The organism is Pseudoalteromonas sp. BZK2, from assembly GCF_014349195.1.
GTDB classification, from domain to species: domain Bacteria; phylum Pseudomonadota; class Gammaproteobacteria; order Enterobacterales; family Alteromonadaceae; genus Pseudoalteromonas; species Pseudoalteromonas simplex.
In genome coordinates this window covers 198,275-221,424 of record NZ_JACSOG010000003.1, presented here as the reverse complement: position 1 = coordinate 221,424, position 23,150 = coordinate 198,275, and the positions used below count along the sequence as shown (strand labels likewise).

16 protein-coding genes are annotated in these 23,150 nt (G+C 41.7%); 5 read left to right on the top strand and 11 right to left on the bottom strand.

The features are described 5' to 3' along the window. Nucleotides 1–159: 159 nt before the first annotated feature. Nucleotides 160–2,238 carry a S9 family peptidase gene (locus BIZ38_RS03350; protein ID WP_187489549.1) on the top strand — a complete coding sequence of 693 codons (2,079 nt, stop codon included), beginning with the start codon at nt 160–162 and terminating at the stop codon, nt 2,236–2,238. Nucleotides 2,239–2,304: 66 nt separating this feature from the next. Next, complete coding sequence (locus BIZ38_RS03345) at nt 2,305–2,706, top strand: hypothetical protein (RefSeq protein ID WP_187489548.1); 402 nt, start codon at nt 2,305–2,307, stop codon at nt 2,704–2,706. A gap of 58 nt (nt 2,707–2,764) precedes the next feature. On the opposite strand, the gene BIZ38_RS03340 is transcribed toward BIZ38_RS03345, so the two are convergent. After that, on the bottom strand, nt 2,765–3,238 hold the full coding sequence (locus tag BIZ38_RS03340) for a Dps family protein (protein ID WP_054552310.1): 474 nt from the start codon (nt 3,236–3,238) through the stop codon (nt 2,765–2,767). A gap of 364 nt (nt 3,239–3,602) precedes the next feature. On the opposite strand from BIZ38_RS03340, the gene BIZ38_RS03335 reads away from it, so the two are divergent. Continuing rightward, a complete protein-coding gene (locus tag BIZ38_RS03335; RefSeq protein WP_054552311.1) occupies nt 3,603–3,812 on the top strand; it encodes a hypothetical protein in 210 nt (69 codons plus the stop codon). 4 nt (nt 3,813–3,816) lie between these two features. Here BIZ38_RS03335 and BIZ38_RS03330 read toward each other — a convergent pair whose 3' ends face one another. Then, nucleotides 3,817–4,422, bottom strand: a complete 606-nt coding sequence (locus BIZ38_RS03330; protein WP_187489547.1) for a lipase/acyltransferase domain-containing protein — start codon at nt 4,420–4,422, stop codon at nt 3,817–3,819. Between the two features lie 8 nt (nt 4,423–4,430). Next, nucleotides 4,431–4,967: a YaeQ family protein gene (locus BIZ38_RS03325; RefSeq protein WP_054552313.1), complete on the bottom strand. Its 537-nt coding sequence runs from the start codon at nt 4,965–4,967 to the stop codon at nt 4,431–4,433. Nucleotides 4,968–5,058: 91 nt separating this feature from the next. Here BIZ38_RS03325 and ylqF point away from each other — a divergent pair, with 91 nt between their 5' ends. Next, nucleotides 5,059–6,003: a ribosome biogenesis GTPase YlqF gene (gene ylqF / locus BIZ38_RS03320; protein WP_054552314.1), complete on the top strand. Its 945-nt coding sequence runs from the start codon at nt 5,059–5,061 to the stop codon at nt 6,001–6,003. 734 nt (nt 6,004–6,737) lie between these two features. Further along, nucleotides 6,738–10,187: a PAS-domain containing protein gene (locus BIZ38_RS03315; protein WP_166341237.1), complete on the top strand. Its 3,450-nt coding sequence runs from the start codon at nt 6,738–6,740 to the stop codon at nt 10,185–10,187. On the opposite strand, the gene BIZ38_RS03310 is transcribed toward BIZ38_RS03315, so the two are convergent. From BIZ38_RS03310 to BIZ38_RS03275, 8 genes are all read right to left on the bottom strand, one after another. Beyond that, nucleotides 10,184–13,156 (bottom strand): DUF3857 domain-containing transglutaminase family protein, encoded by a 2,973-nt coding sequence (locus BIZ38_RS03310; protein ID WP_187489546.1) that lies wholly within the window; start codon nt 13,154–13,156, stop codon nt 10,184–10,186. The two genes, BIZ38_RS03315 and BIZ38_RS03310, sit on opposite strands and share 4 nt — an antisense overlap. Before the next feature lie 112 nt (nt 13,157–13,268). Then, nucleotides 13,269–14,438, bottom strand: a complete 1,170-nt coding sequence (locus tag BIZ38_RS03305; protein WP_187489545.1) for a DUF547 domain-containing protein — start codon at nt 14,436–14,438, stop codon at nt 13,269–13,271. Nucleotides 14,439–14,617: 179 nt separating this feature from the next. Then, nucleotides 14,618–15,787, bottom strand: a complete 1,170-nt coding sequence (locus BIZ38_RS03300) for a DUF547 domain-containing protein (protein ID WP_166341231.1) — start codon at nt 15,785–15,787, stop codon at nt 14,618–14,620. Between the two features lie 99 nt (nt 15,788–15,886). After that, nucleotides 15,887–17,167 carry a sensor histidine kinase gene (locus BIZ38_RS03295; RefSeq protein WP_187489544.1) on the bottom strand — a complete coding sequence of 427 codons (1,281 nt, stop codon included), beginning with the start codon at nt 17,165–17,167 and terminating at the stop codon, nt 15,887–15,889. Further along, nucleotides 17,168–18,544 carry a sigma-54-dependent transcriptional regulator gene (locus BIZ38_RS03290; RefSeq protein WP_166341227.1) on the bottom strand — a complete coding sequence of 459 codons (1,377 nt, stop codon included), beginning with the start codon at nt 18,542–18,544 and terminating at the stop codon, nt 17,168–17,170. 57 nt (nt 18,545–18,601) lie between these two features. Beyond that, entirely contained in the window at nt 18,602–21,052 is a 2,451-nt protein-coding gene (locus BIZ38_RS03285; protein WP_166341225.1) for an ABC transporter permease, read from the bottom strand. Continuing rightward, nucleotides 21,052–21,804 (bottom strand): ABC transporter ATP-binding protein, encoded by a 753-nt coding sequence (locus BIZ38_RS03280; RefSeq protein WP_105173892.1) that lies wholly within the window; start codon nt 21,802–21,804, stop codon nt 21,052–21,054. Before BIZ38_RS03280 ends, BIZ38_RS03285 begins: the two co-directional genes overlap by 1 nt. Beyond that, entirely contained in the window at nt 21,801–23,078 is a 1,278-nt protein-coding gene (locus BIZ38_RS03275; RefSeq protein ID WP_187489543.1) for an HlyD family secretion protein, read from the bottom strand. The genes BIZ38_RS03280 and BIZ38_RS03275 overlap by 4 nt, the downstream gene beginning before the upstream one ends. Nucleotides 23,079–23,150: the final 72 nt, after the last annotated feature.

The window sequence follows — 23,150 nt, the reverse complement described above, 5'->3', positions numbered from 1 at the left end:
CTGCGTTAAAAATTTCTCATTTAGAACAACTAAATAACGAAATTTTTGCCTTGTTATCAACGAGGTTTTATTGCCTCAAAATAGACTACTTAATTAAGCTGATTGGTATAATTCTGTGATAAACTGCCAGCAATTCGTTTTTTATTTTGGTTTTTTCTTGTGTCGTCAAATTCGTATTCTTTGTCTTTATTAGCGCATCCTCCTGTTGCAAAAAAACAGCCTCATCCATTAACTACTCATCAACTAACTCGCACCGATAACTATTATTGGATGCGTGATGATGAGCGTGAAAATAAAGATGTATTAGCGCACTTAAACGCCGAAAACGATTATTGCGATGAGCAACTCGCCGATATAAAACCACTGCGCGAACAATTATTTAATGAACTAAAAGACCGCATTGTAAAAGACGACAACACGGTACCCGTGAAAGATGGCCAATATTGGTATCACTCAGAAGTACGTGGCGACGATGAATATGCACGCCATTATCGCAGTAGCTCAATAGAGGCACGCGACAAGCACTTGCTGTTAGATGTAAATCAATTAGCTGGCGATTACGAATTTTATGAATTAGGCGAAGTTGCAATTAGCCCTGACGAGCAGCTACTTGCATACTCTGAAGACACTGAAGGTCGTCGTATTTATACCGTGCGTTTTAAAAATATTGCCAGCGGCGAGATGTTTAGTGATGTGCTGGAAAACACCGAAGGCCAAGTGGTGTGGGCTAATGATAATAAAACGGTGTTTTATGTGAAAAAAGACCTGCAAACCTTATTGGGTTTTCAGGTTTACCGCCATGTTTTAGGCACCCCGCAAGCTGATGACGTACTGGTTTATGAAGAGCAAGATAAAAGCTTCTTTATGGGGCTTGGCAAAAGCCGCGATGAAAGCCTGATCATAATTGACCTTGCGACCACAGAAACAAACGATACGTGGGTGCTTGATGCCAATAATCCAGAAGGTGGATTTAGCGCCTTAATGCCACGCGAAGAAGGCCATGAGTTCGATGTCGATAAGCTAGGTGATACCTTTTACATTGTGACCAACTGGCAAGCGACAAACTTTCGTTTAATGACCGCGACGCAAAGCACCATTGCCGATAAACATCGTTGGCAAGAGCATACAGCACATCGCGAGAACGTATTGTTAGAAGGGGTCGAGATTTTCGATGACTACCTTATCCTCACCGAGCGAGAGCTTGGCCAAACACGTTTTGTAGTGGTGGATCAGCAAGCCGAGCGTCTTACTTTAGAGTTTGATGACCCTTGTTATTATGCTGCAATTGCCATGAATCCAGAGCCGAATGTGAGCTCTGCGCGTATTTACTATTCAAGCTTAACTACGCCAGGTTCTTTGTATGATGTTGATTTAAAAACAGGTAACAAAACCTTATTAAAACAACAGCAAGTGCTAGGGGATTTTAACCCAGAGCATTATCGCTCAGAACGTTTAATGGTTACTGCAAGAGATGGCGAGCAAGTGCCGGTATCTTTGGTTTATCGTATCGACCAATTTAATAAAGATGGAAGTAATCCGCTGTTGCAATATGGCTATGGCGCGTATGGTATTACCATCGATCCTAGTTTTTCAAGTAGCTCACTAAGCTTGCTTGACCGCGGTTTTGTTTATGCGATTGCACATATTCGTGGTGGTGAAATGCTAGGGCGTCACTGGTATGAGCAAGGTAAAAAGCAATATAAGCAAAATAGCTTTAGCGATTTTATTGATGTTACGCATGCGCTTACTGAGCAAGGTTATGCACACCCAGAGAAAGTATTCGCGTCTGGTGGCAGTGCTGGTGGCTTATTAATGGGCGCTGTGGTTAACCAAGCACCTGAGCTTTATTTAGGTATTGGGTGTCATGTGCCATTTTTAGATGTGCTAACCACCATGCTTGATGAGAGTATTCCACTGACGACCAATGAATACGACGAATGGGGTAATCCAAATGATCCTGCGTTTTATGATGTGATTCAGGCTTACTCACCGTACGATAATATTAAGCCACAGGCTTACCCTAATATTCTTGTTACAACCGGGTTTCATGACTCTCAAGTGCAATACTGGGAGCCAATGAAGTGGGTTGCTAAGCTACGTGAGCTTAAAACCGATGACAACATTTTGGTATTTAAAACCGACATGGATGCAGGCCATGGTGGTGCATCGGGTCGCTTTAAAAGCCTTGAAGAAAAGGCATTAGAAATGGCCTTTTTTATTGCTTTATTATCGAATTAAGGCTTAGATAAATAGGTAAATAAATTTTATAAGCGTAAACTTAAGTTGTATTTCAAAGGGGTAAGCATGTTTAAAGCCCATGGTGATTGGCGTTATTTTGTTGAGCCGCCGGTGATTTATGTGGAAATGAGTGGCAGTTTTAATAAAGAAGCCGTTGCTTCATTTAGTATTGAAGTTGCTCAAGAAATCATGAAGTACCCAGAGTTTTCAATTCAGTATGCTGTGGTTAATTTGGAACAATTTGAATTAGCAACTGCCGATAGTATTGAAATTGCTAAGGTATACTTTCAGGCTGTCAAAGCACGAGGCTACAAACGCGTTGATTACATCAAAGCGAATATCATTGCCCGCAATTTATTAGAAACAGTTTGGTCTGGTGTCGAAATGGATATTAACTTTCACCAAGACGCTGAAAGCTTTTTTCAAATAAGACCCGAGTACGATAATTTAAGAAAGTGGTTAAAATAATACCTTCTGAATATAAAAAAGCCCTCAAGAGAGGGCTTTTTCGTGTCAATTCTGAATATTAACCTAGGTAAGCTTTTAACATCCAAACAAGTTTCTCTTGTTCTTTAATGTAGTCGCCCATTAATGATGCTGTACCTTCGTCATCTGCATCACCAGCTTGTGCTAAGATTTCACGCTGCATTTGAATAAGCGTGCTGTAACCTGCTAAAAGGTTTTCTACTGCAGCAGTGCCTTCAGTGATATTTTTAGCTTCACTGATCTTACTTGCTTCAATGTATTCAGAGAATGCATGTACCGGTGTACCACCTAACGTTAAAATACGCTCTGCAATCTCGTCTACTTTCTCAAGTAGTAAGTTATAAATTTCTTCAAATTTAAGGTGTAATTCAAAAAAGTTACGACCTTTGATATTCCAATGAAAGCCGCGTGCGTTCATATATTGAATTTGGTAGCAGCTTAGTAAAGAGTTTAGTGAATTTACGATATCTTCACTTTTTGCGCTGTTTAAACCAATTGCATTTACCTGTGACATAGATTGCTCCTTAAAAAAACCGTTAAGTGTTTACTTGCTAGTGCTTGGTGTTAAGTATTAGCCATCTTGGTTAATCTGTAAAATGGTTTAATTCGAACACAGTGATAGGTTTTACCTATCAAAGGTTGGTGTTGTCCATTTATGCACTATCAATATAACTTTGAATTACTTTTAATAGACTTGGGGCAACTGAGCAAAAAATCTACCTTATTTTACGAATATTTTAAAATTAGGCAGAAAGTATGATCTAAAACAAGGTTTGCACCTGCTGAGAAACACGCTGATTTAGAACTTGATTTAGGTCAAAAAAACAACGAACCAGAAGCGCATAATGACTTTACCGCATTTAACCAGGAGAAGAAAAATGGACGGTAAAACAGTTAAAGAAAACAAAGCTGAAATAGTCGTTGTCGTGATCGCATTACTTGCATTTGTTATCGGTTTGGTAGGTCATCTAGCAGGTGCTAGCTTCGCAAACTTTGATACCTTTGGCTATATTGCAGCACCTGTACCATTGATCTTAGGGATCATTGTTTTAATCTCATATAAAGTGGCTGCAAGTGCTGAAGATTAAAGTGTCACTCACTTTGATTTATAAGCTTAATAATGTAATCCATCACTTGGCGTGAGTAGATCATACTGGTGTGACTCAAATGAAACACCTTATGTTCTGCCATGCCATTGAGTTTGGTTTCATCTATCAAAACTGTACCATCAGAGACACTGCCTTTAGCAATCAGTGGCATTAGCCCTATGGGTAAGTCACCAGCAATACTATAAAGCTTGGCATCAAACGGCCAATCGCCATTTTTAGGTAATAAAAACTCCACGCTATTTTTTAACAGCATTTCAAAGCCCTTCTGCTGCATTTGTTTGGCAATATGGCTGCCTTTATGCGGGGTGCCTAAGGTGATCACCTTTTCGACATGGCGGCTTTGAAGAGAATTGGCCTCTAAGTAAGCGCGAGCAACCAAGCCGCCCATTGAGTGGCAAACTAAGGCGGTAGGTTTACCACCAATAAAGCGATCAATCTTATCGAAAATCGCCGCTCTATCGGGAGAGAGCGTGTTATAGGTCAAATTGAGTATTTTTAGTCCTGACTTTTCAAGACGCGCGCACAGTGGGCGCATCACAAAGCCTGACATATATAGTCCGTGTAATACTACAACTTGCCTAATTGCCATCGCATTCCTTACATTAACTGTTGCGGTTTAATTTCGATATTTGCTGTGTCTGAGCTAACCCATACTTCACCGTCTTGAATGGTAATAGTGAGCTTAATATTACGATCAGCTAAGTCGGCTAAAGCCTGAGTCGCAGCATAATCGAGACTAAAAATACTTAAGTTTTTAAAATCATACAACTTAGGTTGATGTTTTTGCCACCAAATCGCTTGGTTATTTTCACCATAGGTATATAAAACAACTTGCTTCGACTTATTGCAGGCTTTTTTCAGGCGTTTTTCATCAGGTAAACCAAGCTCAACCCATAATTCAATTTCTTCGCTATAGTTAATGTGCCAAAGCTCAGGCTCATCATCGGCGCATAAGCCTTTAGTAAACTCTAAGCCTTCACGGGCATTTAGTGCAAAAGCCAACAAGCGGATCATCAAGCGTTGTTCGGTTTCTGATGGGTGTTGTGCCAGTGTTAAATTGAAATCTTGATAAATGTGGCGATCCATATCGCTTAACGATAATTGCGCTTTAATAATGGTTGATTTAAGAGCCATAACTGCTTACTTGAAAAAATTTGCGTCATTATAGCGCAATTCGTTGCCGAGCCAGTTAAAATACCGTGAAATTATCTTGTAGGAGTTAAAAATGGCCATCCAGTGGTTCCCGGGTCACATGAACAAAGCCCGAAACGAAATTAAAGAAATCATGCCACAGATGGATGTGATCATTGAGGTACTTGATGCCCGTATTCCTTACAGTAGTGAAAACCCAATGGTTACTGCGCTGCGTGGCGATAAGCCGGTGATCAAAATCATGAACAAGGCGGACTTGGCTGATCCTAAGTTAACGCAAGCTTGGAAAGACTACTTTGAGCAGCAAAGTGGTGTGAAAGCGATTGATTTTGGTAATGATAAAGCAGGTGAAGTGCACCGTATTAATGAGCTTTGTAAAAAATTAGTACCGCATAAAGTAGGCGCTGATAAACAAATTAAAGCCATGATCATGGGTATTCCAAACGTTGGTAAATCAACGCTTATTAATACTTTGGCCGGCCGTATCGTGGCAAAAACAGGTAATGAACCTGCGGTAACCAAAGCGCAGCAACGTATTAAGCTTGACGATGGCATTATGCTTTACGACACGCCGGGTATGTTATGGCCTAAAGTAGAGAACGAAAACTCTGGTTATCGTTTAGGGGCAACCGGTGCTATTCGTGATACCGCTATCGACTACGAAGAAGTGGCAAGTTACACCGCTGAATATTTACTGCATGCATACCCAGAGCTTTTAAAAAGCCGCTATAAAATTGATGAGCTACCAGAGTCTGACTGGGAGTTTGTTGAAATGGCAGGTAAAAAGCGTGGTTGTATCCGCGGTGGTAATCAAATCGACACTTACAAAATGTCTGAAATTCTTATCAACGAATTACGCGATGGCATTATTGGTCGTATTACCATGGAAACACCGGCCATGCGTGAAGAAGAAGAGCAAATGGTTGCACAGCTTCGCGCTGCTGCAGAGGCGAAAAAAGCCGCTAAAGAAGAAGAGAAAAAACAACGCCGTGCACGTGCACGTAAGAACCGTCGATAAAGTTAACGCATTAACTTTTAGACATAAAAAAAGCCCTGCAAGGGCTTTTTTAGTTTCATATCTACCGTCACCGATATGAGCAATGTAGCAAGTAAAATAAGTAGGGTCGCTTATATGTCGCCAATATCAAGGGGCGTTGCGATTAGCAACATATAAGCTAAAGCTTTAACGTGGCGACACGCGTTTCTGGGGAGAAACAAATTCAATCTCAACAAGTCATCATACTTCGCTTGGCTTGTTGAGATTAATTATCAATTAGGTTTGTGATGCTGTCAATACTTTTTTTGAAAATAATTCTCATTTAGTTTTGTGACAGGTTTTGTACGAATTTCAGACATAAAAAAAGCCCTGTAAGGGCTTTTTGAGTTTCATATCTACCGTCACCGATATGAGCAATGTAGCAAGTAAAATAGTAGGGCGATCACCTGTTGCCAATATCAAGGGGCGTTGCGATTAGCAACAGGCGATCTTAGCTTTATCGTGGGCCACACGTGTTTCAGGGTCGAGAAACAAATCAGTTTATTCCGAACAAGTCATAACACTTTATTGTCTTGTTAATAGTGATTATCAATTAGATTTACGTATCTGTCAATACTCAATTGAAAATAATTCTCATTTCTTTGTGTTTGTTTTTTAAACTTCCGTAATACAATGCATTAGCACTAAAGTTAGGCTGTAAATTACGTGCAATAAAAACTATGCTGGGGCTATAACAATTAAAATAATCACATGCGATGTTCTCAATTTGGTCAATAAGCCTTCTTGCAATTGTGTATCTGGCAATTTTATTTGCGGTTGCAGGCTGGGCTGATAAAAGAAAAGTATTGCCTTTTAAAGGCTTAACCTATGGTTTATCACTTGGGGTGTATTGCACCTCTTGGGCGTTCTTTGGCACTACAGCACAAGCTGCATACAACGGCTGGTGGTTGGCTCCGACCTATGCTGGCACTATTTTGTTATTCATTTTTGGCTGGCAAGTCTATTGCCGCATAGCGCATATTTGTCGGCAGCAAAAAATAACCTCAATGGCAGATTTTATTGCGACTCGGTATGGTCAGTCGTCGAGTTTGTCTGGACTCATTTCATTGATTTCAGTGATTGCCATTGTGCCCTATATCTCTTTACAGCTAAGTGCAACTGCACAAAGTATCAACTTACTTACCGACCGCGCTGCCACACAAAGCCATGAAGTATGGGCCGATAGTACTTTTTACATCACGATTGTATTGGCTCTGTTTGCTATTTTATTCGGCGCGAGGCGGTTAAAGCCCAGCGAACATAATCCAGGTTTGATAGCCAGTATTGCCTTCGAGTCTGTGGTTAAGTTGTTGGCGTTTTTAGCGGTGGGTTTGTATGTATGCTTTGCTCTATTCGACAGCCCAGTGGCGCTGTTTGAAAAAGCGCATGACCTAAATATTGATCAGCAAGTGGCGGCCACACAAAGTCCAACCTATGTGTATGTTGCTCATACTTTGCTTGGTATTTTGGCGACCTTATGTTTGCCAAGACAATTCCACATGAGCTTTATCGAAAAAAATAACGATAAAGAGCTGGCCTCGGCGCGTTGGCTATTTCCGATTTACCTCTTACTTATTAACCTATTTATTTTACCTATTGCATATGCCGGATTAATTTACTTTCAAGGTCAAGAAGTCGGCTACGACACCTTTGTATTGGCTTTACCTATGGCGGCTGATGATGCCTTTGTGGCGTTATTAGCCTTTTTAGGTGGCTTTTCAGCGGCAACCAGTATGGTGATTGTGTCATCAATTGTGCTTTCAGTGATGATCACTAATGACTTTATTAACCAGTTTATTTTACGCCGCTCGCAACTTACATCGAGCAGTCGCGGGCTTGATAAAAATAACCTATTACATGCGCGAAAAATCGTTATCGTATTGATTTTATTGCTTAGTTACTTCACTCACCGAGTGCTAGGCGAAAGTACAACCCTTGCCAATGTGGGTTTGATGTCGTTCACCTTAGTCGCGCAATTTTCGCCAGCCATGATTATAGGCTTATGGTGGCGACAAGCCTCGTGTCGCGGTGCGCAATTGGGGATTTTAAGCGGCTTTATTATTTGGGGATACACACTTTTACTACCGAATATCGCTGGAGGTTTAGGAAGCGATAGCTTATGGCTTGTGAATGGACCGTGGGGAATAAGCTGGTTAGCGCCAACCGACTTATTCTCACTAGGCATGGAAAGCATTAGCCAAGCTCTATTGCTATCGTTAGGTGCGAACTGTTTAGTGTATTTCTTAGTGCCTTTATTTAGTCGAGCAACCTTAGCTGAACGCTTACAGAGTAATAAGTTTGTTTCCCAGCTGAATGATTCGAAGGTAAGCAATCATCTACAGCCTTTGAGCTACCATGACCTAGGTGCACTATTGCAACGATTTGCCGAAAAAGAAGCGGCACAGTCTTTGGTAAATCATTACTTTCCGGATGATAAAAGTAAGTGGAAACGTCCTGCCAATGTTGAGTTAGAACTATTAGTTGAGCGTGAGATGTCTGCGGTGATCGGCGGCGCATCGGCACGGCTTATTTTAGATGTGGCTAAGAATGAGCAGCGCCAGCCTCTAGAGCAGGTTGCTGAGTTTGTTGACGAAGCAAGCCAAGTGCTTAAATTTAATCGTGACTTACTGCAATCAACAATCGAAAATATTCAACAAGGGATCAGTGTAGTTGATAGTGAGCTGCGCTTGGTAGCTTGGAACCAAGGCTACAAAAACATGTTCGCCTACCCAGATGATGCGCTTTACATAGGCCGCCCGGTTGCCGACATTATTCGTTTTAATGCCGAACGCGGTTTATTTAGCGGCGAGAGCATGACCAGCGAAGTTGAAAAACGCTTAGCCTATTTACGCCAAGGCAGCGCTTATAAATACCAGCGCTCGCACAATGATGGTCGCGTGTTTGAAATGCAAGGTAACCCACTGCCAGGTGGCGGCTTTGTAACAACCTATACCGACATTACCGAGTTCGTAAAACAACAAAAAGCGTTAACCGAAGCCAATGTTAGCCTTGAAGAAAAAGTCGCAGCACGCACCTTGGCATTGACTCAAGCAAACCAAGAGTTGTCGATGGCAAAGCAAGTGGCGGAGCAAGCAACGGTCAGTAAAACGCGCTTTTTTGCCGCTGCTAGCCATGATTTACTGCAACCTTTCAATGCTGCGAGCTTGTTTTGTTCTTTAATGAATGAAAAAGCCCAAGACACCGAACTTAAAGAATTGGCGATGAATATTAAGAATTCATTGGGCAGCGCCGAAGAGTTATTATCGAGTATTTTAGAGTTAACTAAGCTCGATTCGGGCTCGTTTAAAGTACAAATGAGCGAGTTTGCTGCCAGCTCGTTGGTTGAACCATTGCGTAATGACTACGAAGCCCTTGCCCGCGAAAAAGGCTTAAAGTTTATTATTGAAACCTGCGATGTGCGCTTGCATACCGACAAAGCACTGCTGCGACGAGTGCTGCGTAACCTTTTGAGTAATGCGATTCGTTATACCGAGCAAGGTGAAGTGCGCTTAAAAATGCAGTACGACGACGACCATGTATCCTTTATTGTTGAAGACACAGGGATTGGGATTGCATCGAGCGATCAACAAACTATTTTCCAAGAGTTTAAACAGCTTGGTGCAAAGCCAAGCGCCGAGGGGTTAGGCTTAGGGTTGGCAATCACTAAACGTATATGTGACTTACTTAAAATACCCTTAGTGATGGGGTCTGAACTTGGTAAAGGCACGCAATTTACCCTTACCCTGCCTTGTAGAGTGAGTACTGCGCCTGCGCAAGCGAAAGGCGCTGAAGCATCACAAGAAACAGAGCTGGGGCAATTGCGTATTTGGTTGCTTGATAACGACCGCAACGTGTTAGAGGCATTAAAGCAGCTACTCGAAAATTGGGGCTGTGAAATTTCAATAGCCACTAACTTAGCGGAGCTTGAGCAGTTAAAGGCAAGTCAAGCCCTGCCGCAATTGTTGATTATTGATTATCAGCTTGATGATGGAGTAACGGGACTTGAAGTGATTGAGCAAGCGGCACTAACACGCTTACCAGCCATCGTTAATACCGCGAATCATGATGAAGGCATACGTGAGTTAGTGCTCGATGCGGGCTATCCATTGCTTTATAAGCCTCTGAAAGCGCCCGCCTTAAAACGCATGATTAAGCGACTGACTTAATCTGCGTTTTGCTCAGCTGCTAAGGTTGACTCTTTGAGGCGTTGCTTAACCTTGGCAACAAAGCGTCTATCTAGGTCGTCTTCATTGCTTAAGAATAACAGCATCTCATTACCGTCATGATCAATAACGGTAAGTGAAGATGTTGTTAGAGGACTTTTTGCATAGTCTGCTTTCACTTCTTTTATTTCATTAAAGTAGAGCAGATCTTTTTCAATTACACCTTGTTCATTTTTCCAGTAACTAAAAAGCGTATTTTTCGTCATGCCATTGCCATCATCTCTGAAATCAAAAAATGCATCGCTATAAAAATACTCCACATTTTCATCACTAGGCATAATCTCTTGACGCTTTAAAAAGTTAACCTGATAAGACCAAAGTTTGTCACCTGTAACTATGGTTGAATTAGGCAATAAGTATAATTCAGCAATTAGCCCATAAAGTAGTAAAGGCGTCGCGAATACAGAAATTAGCAGCTGTCTTGCACGCCATTTTGAGTTGTACTCTAACGCATCTTTAGGTTGGTTAAGGTTTTGAATGTAGTTAACAATTGGTAGCCACAATAAAGGAATGATTAAGAATAGCCACATACCATAGTCACCTAGTGAACTTGCTATTTCACATACAATAATCATTAGCCAAATTACAAAAGCAACCGCAGTTGGTAATATTTTATTTTTGTTAAAGGTTTGTTCGCTATGTTTTATAAGTTGAAGAAACAGTGCAAAAAAGAATAAAGGCGCAAAAATACCTCGGGCAATGGGCATCATATGGCTGTTTTGTTGCTGCTTAATAAACTTCCAATTGCGATAACTCCAGTAATTAATAAATATGCCCAAGCTGAATAAACTATAAAGGTAAAATTTACTGTTGCTTACAGGGTAAAACTGCGCACCTTCAAATTCTGGACGTTTTCGAACTTCAAAACGCCAAGCCGCGATGAAAAAGATGATTGCCGCTAAGTAACTTAAAATAAAAACGCTATACCAGTTGGTTTCGTCATCTACTGGTGTGGTTGTGGCCCTATTTGTGCCGTATTTAATGATGCCGTAATGGGTCGCGTTATTGAGTTTTTTGCGCTCGCTTAGGTAAAGGTCTATTTGATCGGCTGGAATATGATCCTGCTTAGCACTGTAATCAAAGTATAAGGTCAACACTGAGTCTTTAAATGTTACGCGCTTTTCGAGATGAAAAAATGGGTTGTCGACTGTGACCTGCTCATCATCAAACTGCCAATTAGAGTCCGTAAACGTAACCTTTATGGTTGTTTCGATATTATTTGGGTAACGAAACCACATTGGTGCATTGTTACGCTCTCGCTGTTCCGGCTTATAAACTGAGTTTTGAATTTCACTGGCGTAAAAGTCATTTTGAAAATTATTACCCTCAGGTCGCCAAAAGTCATCAATAGTATAGTGCTCATTGGTAATTAGCTGACCGGTGTCCTCTGGGGATTCAACCAGCATAGGTTTGGCAGTTTTTAAGCCCTTGTAGGTATCTTGATAATATTCGCGGTAATCATCTTCTATGCTTTTTAAGCTGTTTTTAGCGATTGAACTGCGGCGGCTAATTGCTTCAAAATCACCGTATTTATATTGAGTTGAGAAACTAACTGGCTCATCAATACCTTCTGGGATCTGATAATTATCAGAAACCTGTATGCGTTTTAGGGCAGGCTCTGTGAACATATCTGTAAAGCCTGTTTCACCTTGCTTTATTATTAACGCTACATCGTAGTTCGGTTGAGCTAAATTTTCTAAATCGCCGCGCTGATACGAAATGGTCGGATCAAGCCAATAACGCTTACCTTGATGCTCTAAGGTGACAATGACATGGTCAAATAAGCTAGGAGAGACCGGTAAGCTAGCAGTACGTTTTCGGTCTTCAGTGTTAACTAAAGCAGGATGAGCCTCTACCCCGAGCGCTTTAAGTAAAGAAATGAGCAAGACGGTTTTGTCTTTACAGTCGCCATAGCGCAGTGCCAGAGTTTCTGATGCTGGAGTAGGCTGGTGTGAGTTGGTGCCCATTTCTAGGCCCAAATAACGTACTTCGTCTTGGCTAAAGCGCAGGGCAGCCACAATTTGAGACTCTAAATCGGCATGTTGAAACTTAATTTGACGAGCCATTGTTTCAATAGCAGGGCTCACTTCGATGGCAGATTGGTACAAAGGTAACGACCAATTGACTACCTCTTGCCAATTATTTACTTCAGAAAAGTATACTTCCTTGTAAGGCGAATACCAATGCGGTACTTCGCTTGCAGAGCTAAGGGTCGGCTCATTGTGTTGGCTAATCTGGTAGTCAAAGCCCGTATCTAACTTGGTTTTAGTAACTGGCGACTCGCCATTTATAAAGTTGATATATAAGGGCGTAGGCTTTTGCCACTTTACCCGCATAAATTGCTGCACTATCGGCACCGACCAGTTCAGTGTGCGCTTGGTGCTGAAGTGCTGATAAACCGGGTTACTGCCCGAAACCGTATAGCTGTAATCTAAAATATCCATGACCCGCATATCATCAATAATGACATTTAGGCTTAAGGTGCCATTGTATATACGACTTGCTAAGTCAGTCTCGCTTTGTAACACCTGTAGCTCGGCACTATTTAGTTTATCTATATATTGGCCGTCACGAATAATGCCTAAACTATTGAGCGTAAGAGATTGATAATTTGGGTCAAAATCAATATTCAGCTGGCTAATATAATCAACCCCAGACTGATTGACCGCTTGCATTACAGTACGATTAAAGCGTTGCTGTGGGGCTTGCTCAGATACCTGAAGCTGAGTGTCGAGCATCAGGTAGAAAGTCCCGTCTCGTATTTGGTCTCGAGGTATCTCAGGGGTAAGTAACTCATGGTGTTTTACCCAGTTAGCTGCGGGCGCAACTTGATACTCTTCAGCGGCTGCAAAGCAGCTCACAAAGAATAAAAAAACAGCCAGTAGCTTAAGTTGTAAGTGCATCCATTTCATTGTTATTTTCTAATTACGTTTAGCTTTATATGACAAATTACTGAATTTCGCTGCATGAGCCAAATAAAGTTCAATATAAATGCTTCTTTTTAGGTCCAATGCTAAATAAGCGTTAGTTTTCAGTGCCTTCTTTGTCAGGTAAATCTGTGATTTCAACGCGGCTATTTACTTCATAGTATTTTTGCGTGATTTTTTTCAAAATCTCGCGGCGCAGTGGGCTTACCTGACCTATTATTTTACTTGAATTATCACCATAGGTCGTAAAGGCCGTATCCCAACCAACTGCCACAATACTTGGATCGATAACTACTGCATTACCGCCACCGTATGGAATATCGCTACCTAAAATATCGGTAATATCGTAATTATCGATACTAAAAGAGAGGTTTTGCACAACTTGGTTTTTATCTGGCTCTGGAATCACTAATGACTGAAGATGAGCAGCTAAATCTTCTTCAAAATTAGGAAAATAGTTTTTCTTTTCAAGGTACAAAGAAGAAACGCGTGTGCTGTGAGTATCAATAACACTGCCTCGATTTGAATTTACAAATTGCACAGCATTGGTGGTCAGAGCGGTAAATACATTTTTTGCTGTATATGGGTGATCTAGTAAATTTGGGCTGCCAATGTAGCCACGGTAATAGCCGTACATTAGTAGTGGATCGTTGTTAAATAGAGGTGCCACAATGTTGTATTCAATGTCGTTCAATGAATACTGGTTACCATTAAAGTTAAAACGCGGCTTATCAAAAAAACTTGGCTCTTCGTTTATTAGCTTAGATAAGTTTTTTACTGGGTACTGCTGAACTAACTCATTGAGTACCGTCACGTTATAAAGATTGAACCAGTAAGCGAGCAGTTCAGACTTTGGCAAGTTACTCAAGTTAATCTTATTTGGCAGGTCGGCCATTTTTTTTTGCACAACTTGCAAAGCTTGCTTCATTTTAGGGTTTTCTTTATAAGAATCATAATAAAAGCGGTTTGCTTCTGTTGCTGTTGAAGGTTTAGGGTTAGATGACAACCGTGTACCTATAGCAGTGGTGTGTGAGGTGATGCGGTAGCGGTCAGACACGCCTAAATCAATCACCGAAGCACTTAATATTTGCCCATAGCTAGCGTATTCAAGTGTGGAATTTGAGTTTTCATTATATTGATGAAATTGACTGAACTTCTCTTGGTTAATTGCTGTGGCGGCTGTTTTATTAATAGGTGCCGTTGAATTACAGGCCGTTACCAAAATAAGTGACGTTGCTAATGCGATGGGTTTTATGGCGTTTTTCATTTTCACCACCTTCCTTAGTACAAAAAACAAACATATTACTTTTACTTTAAATTGGCAATATCCAGAAAATTAATACAGAAAAAACCAAACTTAAAGCTGGCTATTGCGGCTTTGCTAAGAGTTTTAGTTGGAATTTCAGGGAGGTTAAAGCGGCTCATGGCGAGCCGCTTTAGGATACATTATTTATCTTCAGGTTCTTTAGCGGGTAAGTCTTTTATTTCAACGCGGCTATTTACTTCATAGTATTTTTGCGTGATTTTTTGCAAAATCTCGCGGCGTAACGGGCTTACATGACCGACTTCTTTGGTTAAGTTATCACCATAGGTCATAAAGGTTGTATCCCAACCCATTGCCACAATACTTGGATCGGCGACTATCGCATTCCCTCCACCGTATTCAATATCGCTACCTAAAATATCGGTAATATCGTAATTATCGATACTAAAAGAGAGGTTTTGCACAACTTGGTCTTTATCTGGCTCTTGAATAACTAATGATTGAAGATGGTCAGCTAAATCTTCTTCAAAGTTTGGGAAGTAGTTTTTCTTTTCAAGGTATAAAGAAGAAACACGAGTGCTATGGTTACCTATCACACTACCACGGTTTGAATTAACAAATTGCACCGCATTGGTGGTCAGGGCTGCAAACACATTTTTCGCTGTATATGGGTGGTCTAGTAAATTTGGGCTGCCAATGTAACCACGGTAATAGCCATACATTAATAGCGGGTCATTGTTAAATAGCGGTGCAACAATGTTGTATTCAATGTCGTTCAATGAATACTGGTTACCATTAAAGTTAAAACGCGGCTTATCAAAAAAACTTGGTTCTTCGTTTAATAGTCTCGTTAGGTTTTTAACAGGGTACTGCTGCACTAACTCATTGAGTACTGTCACGTTATAGAGGTTGAGCCAGTATGCGAGTAACTCTGATTTTGGTAAATTACTTAAATTCACCTTGTTTGGCAGGTCGGCCATATTTGCTTGCACTATTTGCAAATCTTGTTTCATCTGAGGATTCTTTCTGTATGAATCATAATAAAAGCGATTTGCTTCTGTTGCGGTAGACGGTTTAGGGTTAGATGATAATCGTGTGCCTATTTTGCTCGTATTATTTGAAATGCGATAGCGGTCTGACATACCTAAATCAATCACCGAGGCATTTAATATTTGCCCGTAGTCAGTGTACTCAAGGGTGATATTTGATTTTTCATCATATTGATGAAATTGGCTAAATTTTTCTTGGTTAATGGCTGTCGTTGCTGTTTTATTAATAGGAGCCGTTGAATTACAGGCGGTAATTAGAATAAGTGATGTTGCTAGTACGATGGGTTTGATGGCGTTTTTCATTTTTATGACCTTCCGTAGTTTAAAAATTAAACATAGCGTGGTTTTTCTGAAAGCGCAACAATCTGTTGTTTTTGTTAAAAGTACTAACTTTTGTGTTTCTCAGGTGGGCACAGTAATTATAGCTTGTGTGCCTTGCTGGGGTTTTGAATTTATCGATAACTCAAAACCTTGGTTGCGCACAAGTTCTCGGGTGATCACAAGCCCGATGCCTGTGCCATTTGCTTTGGTTGAGTAAAATGGTACGAACAAGTTATCGGGGTTTTGAATACCACAACCTTGGTCGCTAATTGCAATATTTAAGTTATCACCTTGCCTTGACCAAGTGAGGGTTGGGGCAGAATTGCTGCCTGCTTCAAAGGCATTTTTTATCAAGTTGATCAATGCTTGTTCTAGCTGACCAAAGTCGGCATTAACATGTAACTCTTCGCTGCTATTTATTACTAGTTCAGGAAAGATAGCGTTTAAACGTGTGTTTAGTTGCTCGCTACTGATTGTTTGTTTTTGTGCGGGTGGTAGCTTGGCAAATGCACTGTAACTGGCTACAAAATCAAGCAAGTGTTGAGCGCGTTTTTCTATTACTTGCAGCATATCTTGGGCGAGATCATCGTGACTGCTAATTTGCCCTTGGCGCTTAAGGGTTTGCAATGACTGACTCATTGAATAAATCGGCGTGAGTGAGTTACGCACTTCATGATTTAACACGCGAATTAAACGTTGCCAAACAAGTTGTTCGTTTTCGCGAAGCTGTTGCTCAATTGAAAAGAAGGTTAGTAATTCAAAGTTTCTGCCGGTCCGCCAAAAAGTCTGCGATGAGATTTGAAAGCGTTGTTTAAACAGCGAGTCACTGTTTTGTTGCCATTCGCCATCATGCAGTGCAATGCCTAAGTCGCTGGCTGATTTACCTTCAATCTGGCGATGACTAATACTGTTTTTAAACGCTTTATTACTAAAGTAAATCAAGCCATGGGGGTCTAGTATAACGATGGGTAAGTCCAGCATGCTGGCAAACTCAAAAACAAACTCTTCTGTTTGCATATAATGGCGTTTGTTCTTGGCTATTTTATTGCTGAGCTTGGCAAAATCTTGCTTAAGCGCTGCGACTCGTCCAGTTTGATAAGACGCTAAATGCCAACTATTACTTTCGTCATTTGCCAATGCATCTAGTTGCAGGCCAAAGCGTTCAACCACATCGGTGATCGCACGGTAGCTTTTAATTAAAGCAAAAGCGCTTATCCCGATAAACGGCAATAATAGGCTGATACTGGCAAACCAATCTAGTTCTAAGCTGAGCGAAAGGGCAATACCAAGTGCTAATAGCACCGCTATAACCATATAAAAATAGCGTCGAACACGCTGCTCTAACGACAACTTGCTACTCATTTAGCGTTCTACTTCTTTTAAATCGAGCTGATGTTTATCAATGCGACGATAAATCGCTGATTTACTTAACCCTAAAAACTCTCCTGCGGCGATAACATTGCCATTAAATTGCAGCAGTGCTTTTTGAATCATTTGTTTTTCAAGCTCTTCAAGGGGCAATAGTGGCAAAGCCTGTTCGGCATTACTATTTGTTTGCTCGCAACTTGGTTGATCTAAAATGAGGTCATTGGCTTGAACATTGTTGTTATCGCTCATGATCACCGCGCGTTCAATGCAGTGACTTAGCTCACGAATATTACCAGGCCAGCTGTAATTTTTTAGCGCCTTTAGGGCATCATTACTGAGCGCCATATTCGCGCGTTGGTATTTTTTACCATGCACCAACAATAAGTGTTCTGCCAAGGGAGCGATGTCGTCTTTTCTGTCGCGAAGCGGTGGAATGTGTAGTTCAATGGTATTGAGTCTAAATAATAAGTCACGGCGGAATTCACCCTGCTCAATGGTCGTAGCTAATTCACTATTGGTAGCAGAAATAATGCGAACATCGGCGGTTTTGGTTTGGCTTGAGCCTAGCACTTCAAATTCTTTGCTTTCTAGCACACGGAGCATTTTACTTTGCAGCTCAAGGCTTAAAGTCGCAATTTCATCTAAAAATAAGGTACCGCCTTCGGCAATTTCAAAACGCCCTAGGCGGTCTTCTTTGGCATCAGTAAAAGAGCCTTTCTTATGGCCAAATAATTCGCTTTCGAATAGCGTCGGCGCAATGGCGCCAACATTCACGCTGACATAGCGTTTATCAGCTCTGAGTGAGTGCTGGTGAATATAATGTGCCAATAAGCTTTTGCCAGTGCCATTTTCGCCGGTAATTAAAATGCTGGCATCGGTTTTAGCTGCGCGCTCAGCTTTGGCAAGCAACAGTTGCATGATTTCTGATTGAGCTATGTAATGTGCTTGTGTGTCACTGGTAAGCGCCTTTAAGCATGCGTTGTCGTGATTACTTTGCTTGAGCTTGAGTTGTTGTTGTACAACGGCGGTTAAGCGCAAGTTATTCCATGGCTTTTCAACAAAGTCGACTGCCCCTAATTGCATGGCTTTAACAGCGACGTCAATGCTGGCCCATGCGGTCATGACAATGACAGGTATGGTCGAACCTAATTGATTTAGTTGCTTTAAAAAGCGTAACCCTTCTTCACCTGAGGTGGTGTCGAGCTTGTAGTTCATATCAAGCAAAATCAGGCTAATATGCTCTGATTTTAATAATTCAAGAGCATGTTCAGGGCCTTCGGCCTCAAGGCAGTGTAAGCCTAATTGTTGTAATGCAACAGTAGCAGCCAGACGTACATCAGCTTGATCGTCTATGACTAAGATTTTGTCCATGATGTTTTCTTATTATCCTGTTGAGGTGGCTTAAATTTAAGCCACCATTTTGTGCTGTTAATCGTTACGTAGTGCAGCCATAGGTTTTGCTTTAAGCAGTAAAACCAAAGGTCTAAAGCAAGCGAATAGCGCAATACATAAGGTTATACTCCAAGCGAGTAATTGCAGTCTTACATCAAGTATCAGCCAAGACATTAGCTGTCCTTGTAACATGTAAAAACCCACTATTACTGCGGCGAGAGCAAACGCAAAGCCAATGAGCACAGGGATAATAGCTTCAACACTCATCAGCTTAAATAAGCGCGCTTTTTTCGCACCTAATGCCATACGAATACCAAACTCATAGCGGCGCAGACCCAGGTTGTAGCTCAGTACCCCAAAAATACCGATTGCTGCTAATAATAGAGTAAATAGCGCTAAGGTACTACACAGAACCACGGTCAGTCGGCTCATGTACAGTAAATTGTCGTACTCTTGTTGCAGGTCATTAAACTGCCACATGGTTAGGTCGCTGTTTTTTTCTTTTAGCGTATTAAGTATTTGTTTATTAGTCAGCTTAACGCCTTCAGAAGCTTTGATAGTAAACATGTAGCTATACGGTGTCGCAGGCCACCAAATGTGACGACCAAACGACTCATCGTAGTATTTAGGGTGATTAAAATCTTCGGTTACACCCACCACTTCATACATCTTTTCTTCTAAGCCTTGGTAGCTCTTGCCGATGATATTTCGATAGTCTTGGCCTGGTAATAAGTTTTCAGCCACGCTGACCGATACCAGTATCTCGTTAGTTTCACCGCGTATTGCTTGTTCAGTAAAGGTGCGGCCAGCGAGAATTTTGGTGTTAACTAACGCAAAGTAATCAGGCCCTACCCACTGACTAGGGAAGAAAACTGAGCTTTTACCGTTTACATCAGTCAAGGTGTTGGCGTTTTGTCTTTGCGAAACCGGGCTATGACCCAGGGCAACATCATCAATGCCTTGGCTATCAAGCAAAACCTGCTTGTATTGCAGCATATGTTCGTAGCGCTCAGCCAATGACATCTGATTATTTGGCTGAAAAAGGTTGGCAAAATATAGGTTTTCGGTATCACTGCCGAGTGGGCGGTTAATCGTGCCCATGGCTTTACTCACTACCATCACTGAAAAGCTAACAAGCAGCGCGGCAACAAACATTTGTGAACCAATTAAAATACGCACTGTACGGCCAGATACCTGTGAAACCCCGCCTTTACCACTGTTCTGCATTTGCGTATTTAGGGTTTTGTAATTCACCAAACGCGCTGTAATTACAGAGAAAATATAAGCAAGAGCAATACACAGTATGATGGCAACAATGACCAACGTGCTATCCACGGCCAAGCTATTAACCAGTGGCAGTCGGCCTTCTGCTAGTACTTTAAATAAACGTATGCCCCATACCGATAAAAACAGCGCAATGCTTACCGATAAGGTCATTAAAATCAGTGACTGTAAAAAGATACTTTTAAATAATGTGCTGCGTTTTGCACCTAACACCGCCTGCAAAGCGAGGGTTTTATGTTGAGCAAGAGCGCGCGAGAAGAATAAAGTGCTTACATTAAGTACTGCAATAATCAGTAGCCCTACTGCACCGGCTAACATCATTAAGCTTAAGTCATCGTTATTACCCAGCTCAACGTCACGATACGGGGTTACTTCAGGTTTTACATCGGTGATCCCCCCGTTGTTTAGCCACTCTGATTTAACCGTATCAATTTGCTGTTTTAAATCGACTTTAACTTGATCTATGGTGACCCCAGGCTTTAAAACTGCAATCAGTTTTAGGTTTTTGAAAGTGTTTGTCCACGGGCTTTGCCAATCGTCATTGTGAAAGAAACGGCGGTCCGCACTGGATGGAAACCACACTTCAACGTCACTTGCTTTAAACATGTAGGGTGGGCTGAATGAGTCATCAACAACACCGACGATACGGTGAACGTAATCGGTTTCACCCGCCATGACTGAAAGTGTTTTACCAATAATGTTCGGGTCGCTGTTGTAATGCTTGCGCCAAAAATTGGCAGATATAACAACGCGGTCATCAGGAGTTTCCAGCGTTTCTCCAAGATCAAAACCTTGTCCCATTAAAAATGGCGTGTTTAATAAGTCAAAATAGTTGCCGCCAACATACAGCACTGGTTCTTTCGGTTCGCCATCTAGGTTTGCAAAGATTTGCTCACCCGCATTGATCATCATACTTTGTTCAAAGCTTTGATTATGCTTAAGCCAATGCACCATCGACTGATAGCTTTGAAAGCCGGTAGCATCGTAGTCATCATAAGTAAGTGATTGCTCAACCACCACCATACGGCTTTCATCGTACACATCAAGGGGCTTTAAAAAGTAGCTGTTAACAAGGCTAAGCACCACAAACAAGGTGGCAAGAGTTAAAGCAAGCGTTGCGATAACCGCAGTGACAAAGCCCGGTGCATTCATTAATGATGCCCACGCTAAGCTTAGTTGGGCGCGTGTTTTGGTTAATTTCATTACATCACCTCGGCGCTTTCGAGTACTTGCTCAGCAGTGTCGCTGCTAGGTGCTTGGCGAGCTTCAGAGTAGGAAACAATTTCACCATCTAGCAATTTAAGTTGCGTTTTAGCACGTCCGGCATAACGTAAATCATGGGTCACCATGCAAATGGTGGTGCCTTTTTTATTCAGCTCATCAAGCAAGTCCATGACGGCATCACCATTTTTTGAATCTAAGTTACCGGTTGGCTCATCCACCAATAAAATGCTTGGCTTGCCAGCCAGTGCACGGGCAATGGCAATACGCTGTTGTTGACCACCAGACAATTGATTTGGTTTATGCTGAGCACGGTGGCCCATTTCAACTTCATCAAGGGCCTGTTTTACCGCAAGCTCTATTTCATTTGGGCTCATGGCTGGCTCTCGGTAAGTGAGCGGCAGTGCCACGTTGTCGAACACCGATAATTCATCAATTAGGTTAAACGACTGAAATATAAAACCAATGTGAAGGTTTCTAAGTTCAGCTTGCTGATCCATATCAAGGGTTTTTGTGTCGACTTCTTTAATGAAATAGTCGCCAGCAGTTGGGCTATCGAGTAAGCCTAATAATGACAGCAGCGTCGATTTACCACAGCCAGATGGGCCGCTAATGCAGATATAGTCACCTTGGTTAATATTCAGGCTGATGTCTTTTAATGCATAGGTTTCAACATTTTGGCCGCGATAAACTTTGGCGATTTTGTTTAATGAGATAAGCGTGTTGGTTTTCATAAACTGTCCTGTTCGATTTTTATTGTTGCCAAATGCTGCCATTTAGAAAGGTCTGAAATGATCAGCTGTTCGCCCACGGTGGCACCGCTCAAAAGTTGAATTTGATTGTCACTGAGTGTACCAAATTCGATATTGGTTGGCGTTGCTAACTGGGTATTTGGATTAAGTTTAAACAGCGTGGCTTCGCTGTGAGCTTGTGCTTTTTGTGGCACGTTAATGGTTAACGCATCAGGAATAATGTTGCTAACGACATAGCCTTCAATGCTTAAATCGGGGCGGGCATTGGCAGGCAGTGTGCCCTGTAAATCAAGTTCGATAATAACTCGACCATCGGTAACAATAGGGTCAATTCGGGTGACTTTGGCATCAACTTCATTGTGGTCTGCTTGGCTAAAAGTGTTTACTTTCGCTGCCATATTGAGTGCCACTTTTTCGGCATCAGCTTGCTTAACGCTTAGCTCTGCTTTGAGTGCTTTATTTGAGCCAACCACCGCAAGGCGGGTACCCGGCACGAGATTTTGGCCAAGTTCAACATTCAATTCTTGTAGCATGCCATCGATGCCTGCTGTTATCTGCAGCTGATCAAAAGCGCGTTGTTCAACCTGATAATTAAGCTCAAACTGGCTTAATAGTTCTTGCTGTATTTTGCTACGTTGTAAGTGCATTGCTTTGAGCTGAGCGAGGCGTTGCTGCTCGATACTTACGCGCTCTGTAAGCTGTGCAACGTTTAGCATGCTTCGTTTGTAATCGAGGCTTGAAACAATTCCTTGCTCGATCAGTTTGCTTTCGGCATCGACTCTAAGCTCTGCGCTTTGCAGCTCACTTTTTAATATGGCGAGATTCGCTTGGCGCTCAAGTAGCTCACTTTGCTGGTTAATTTTTTGCTCATTAACACTGGCTTTTTGGCGAGCAAGTTCTAGCCGAGCGACCGATAAACGCTGCGCTTGTTGTGGGTTGACGAGGCTTAAAATCACTGTGTCTTTTTTAACGATAGTGCCGGGGTATACATGGATAGCTTCGACCATTGCGGTGTCGGTATTGGTTAAATAACGTTGATACTTTGGCTTTAAACGGCCAAAGCCACGTATTTTTACCACAAAATCGGCTTGTTCTACGGTTGCTATTTGCAGCTGGCTTGCAGCAACCACTGTGGGGGTTGTCCATTGATACACCATTAAAGCGCCAAGAGCCGACACGCCAATGGCTGCAACAGCCAGCCATTTTTTAGCTTTTGATTGCTGAGGTTTGCGTTTTAGTGTGCTGTCTAAATCCATGATACTGATAAATTTAAATAATCATGGAATAGCTAAGGCGAATTTTGTGCCAAAAATTAAGGTATTGAAAAT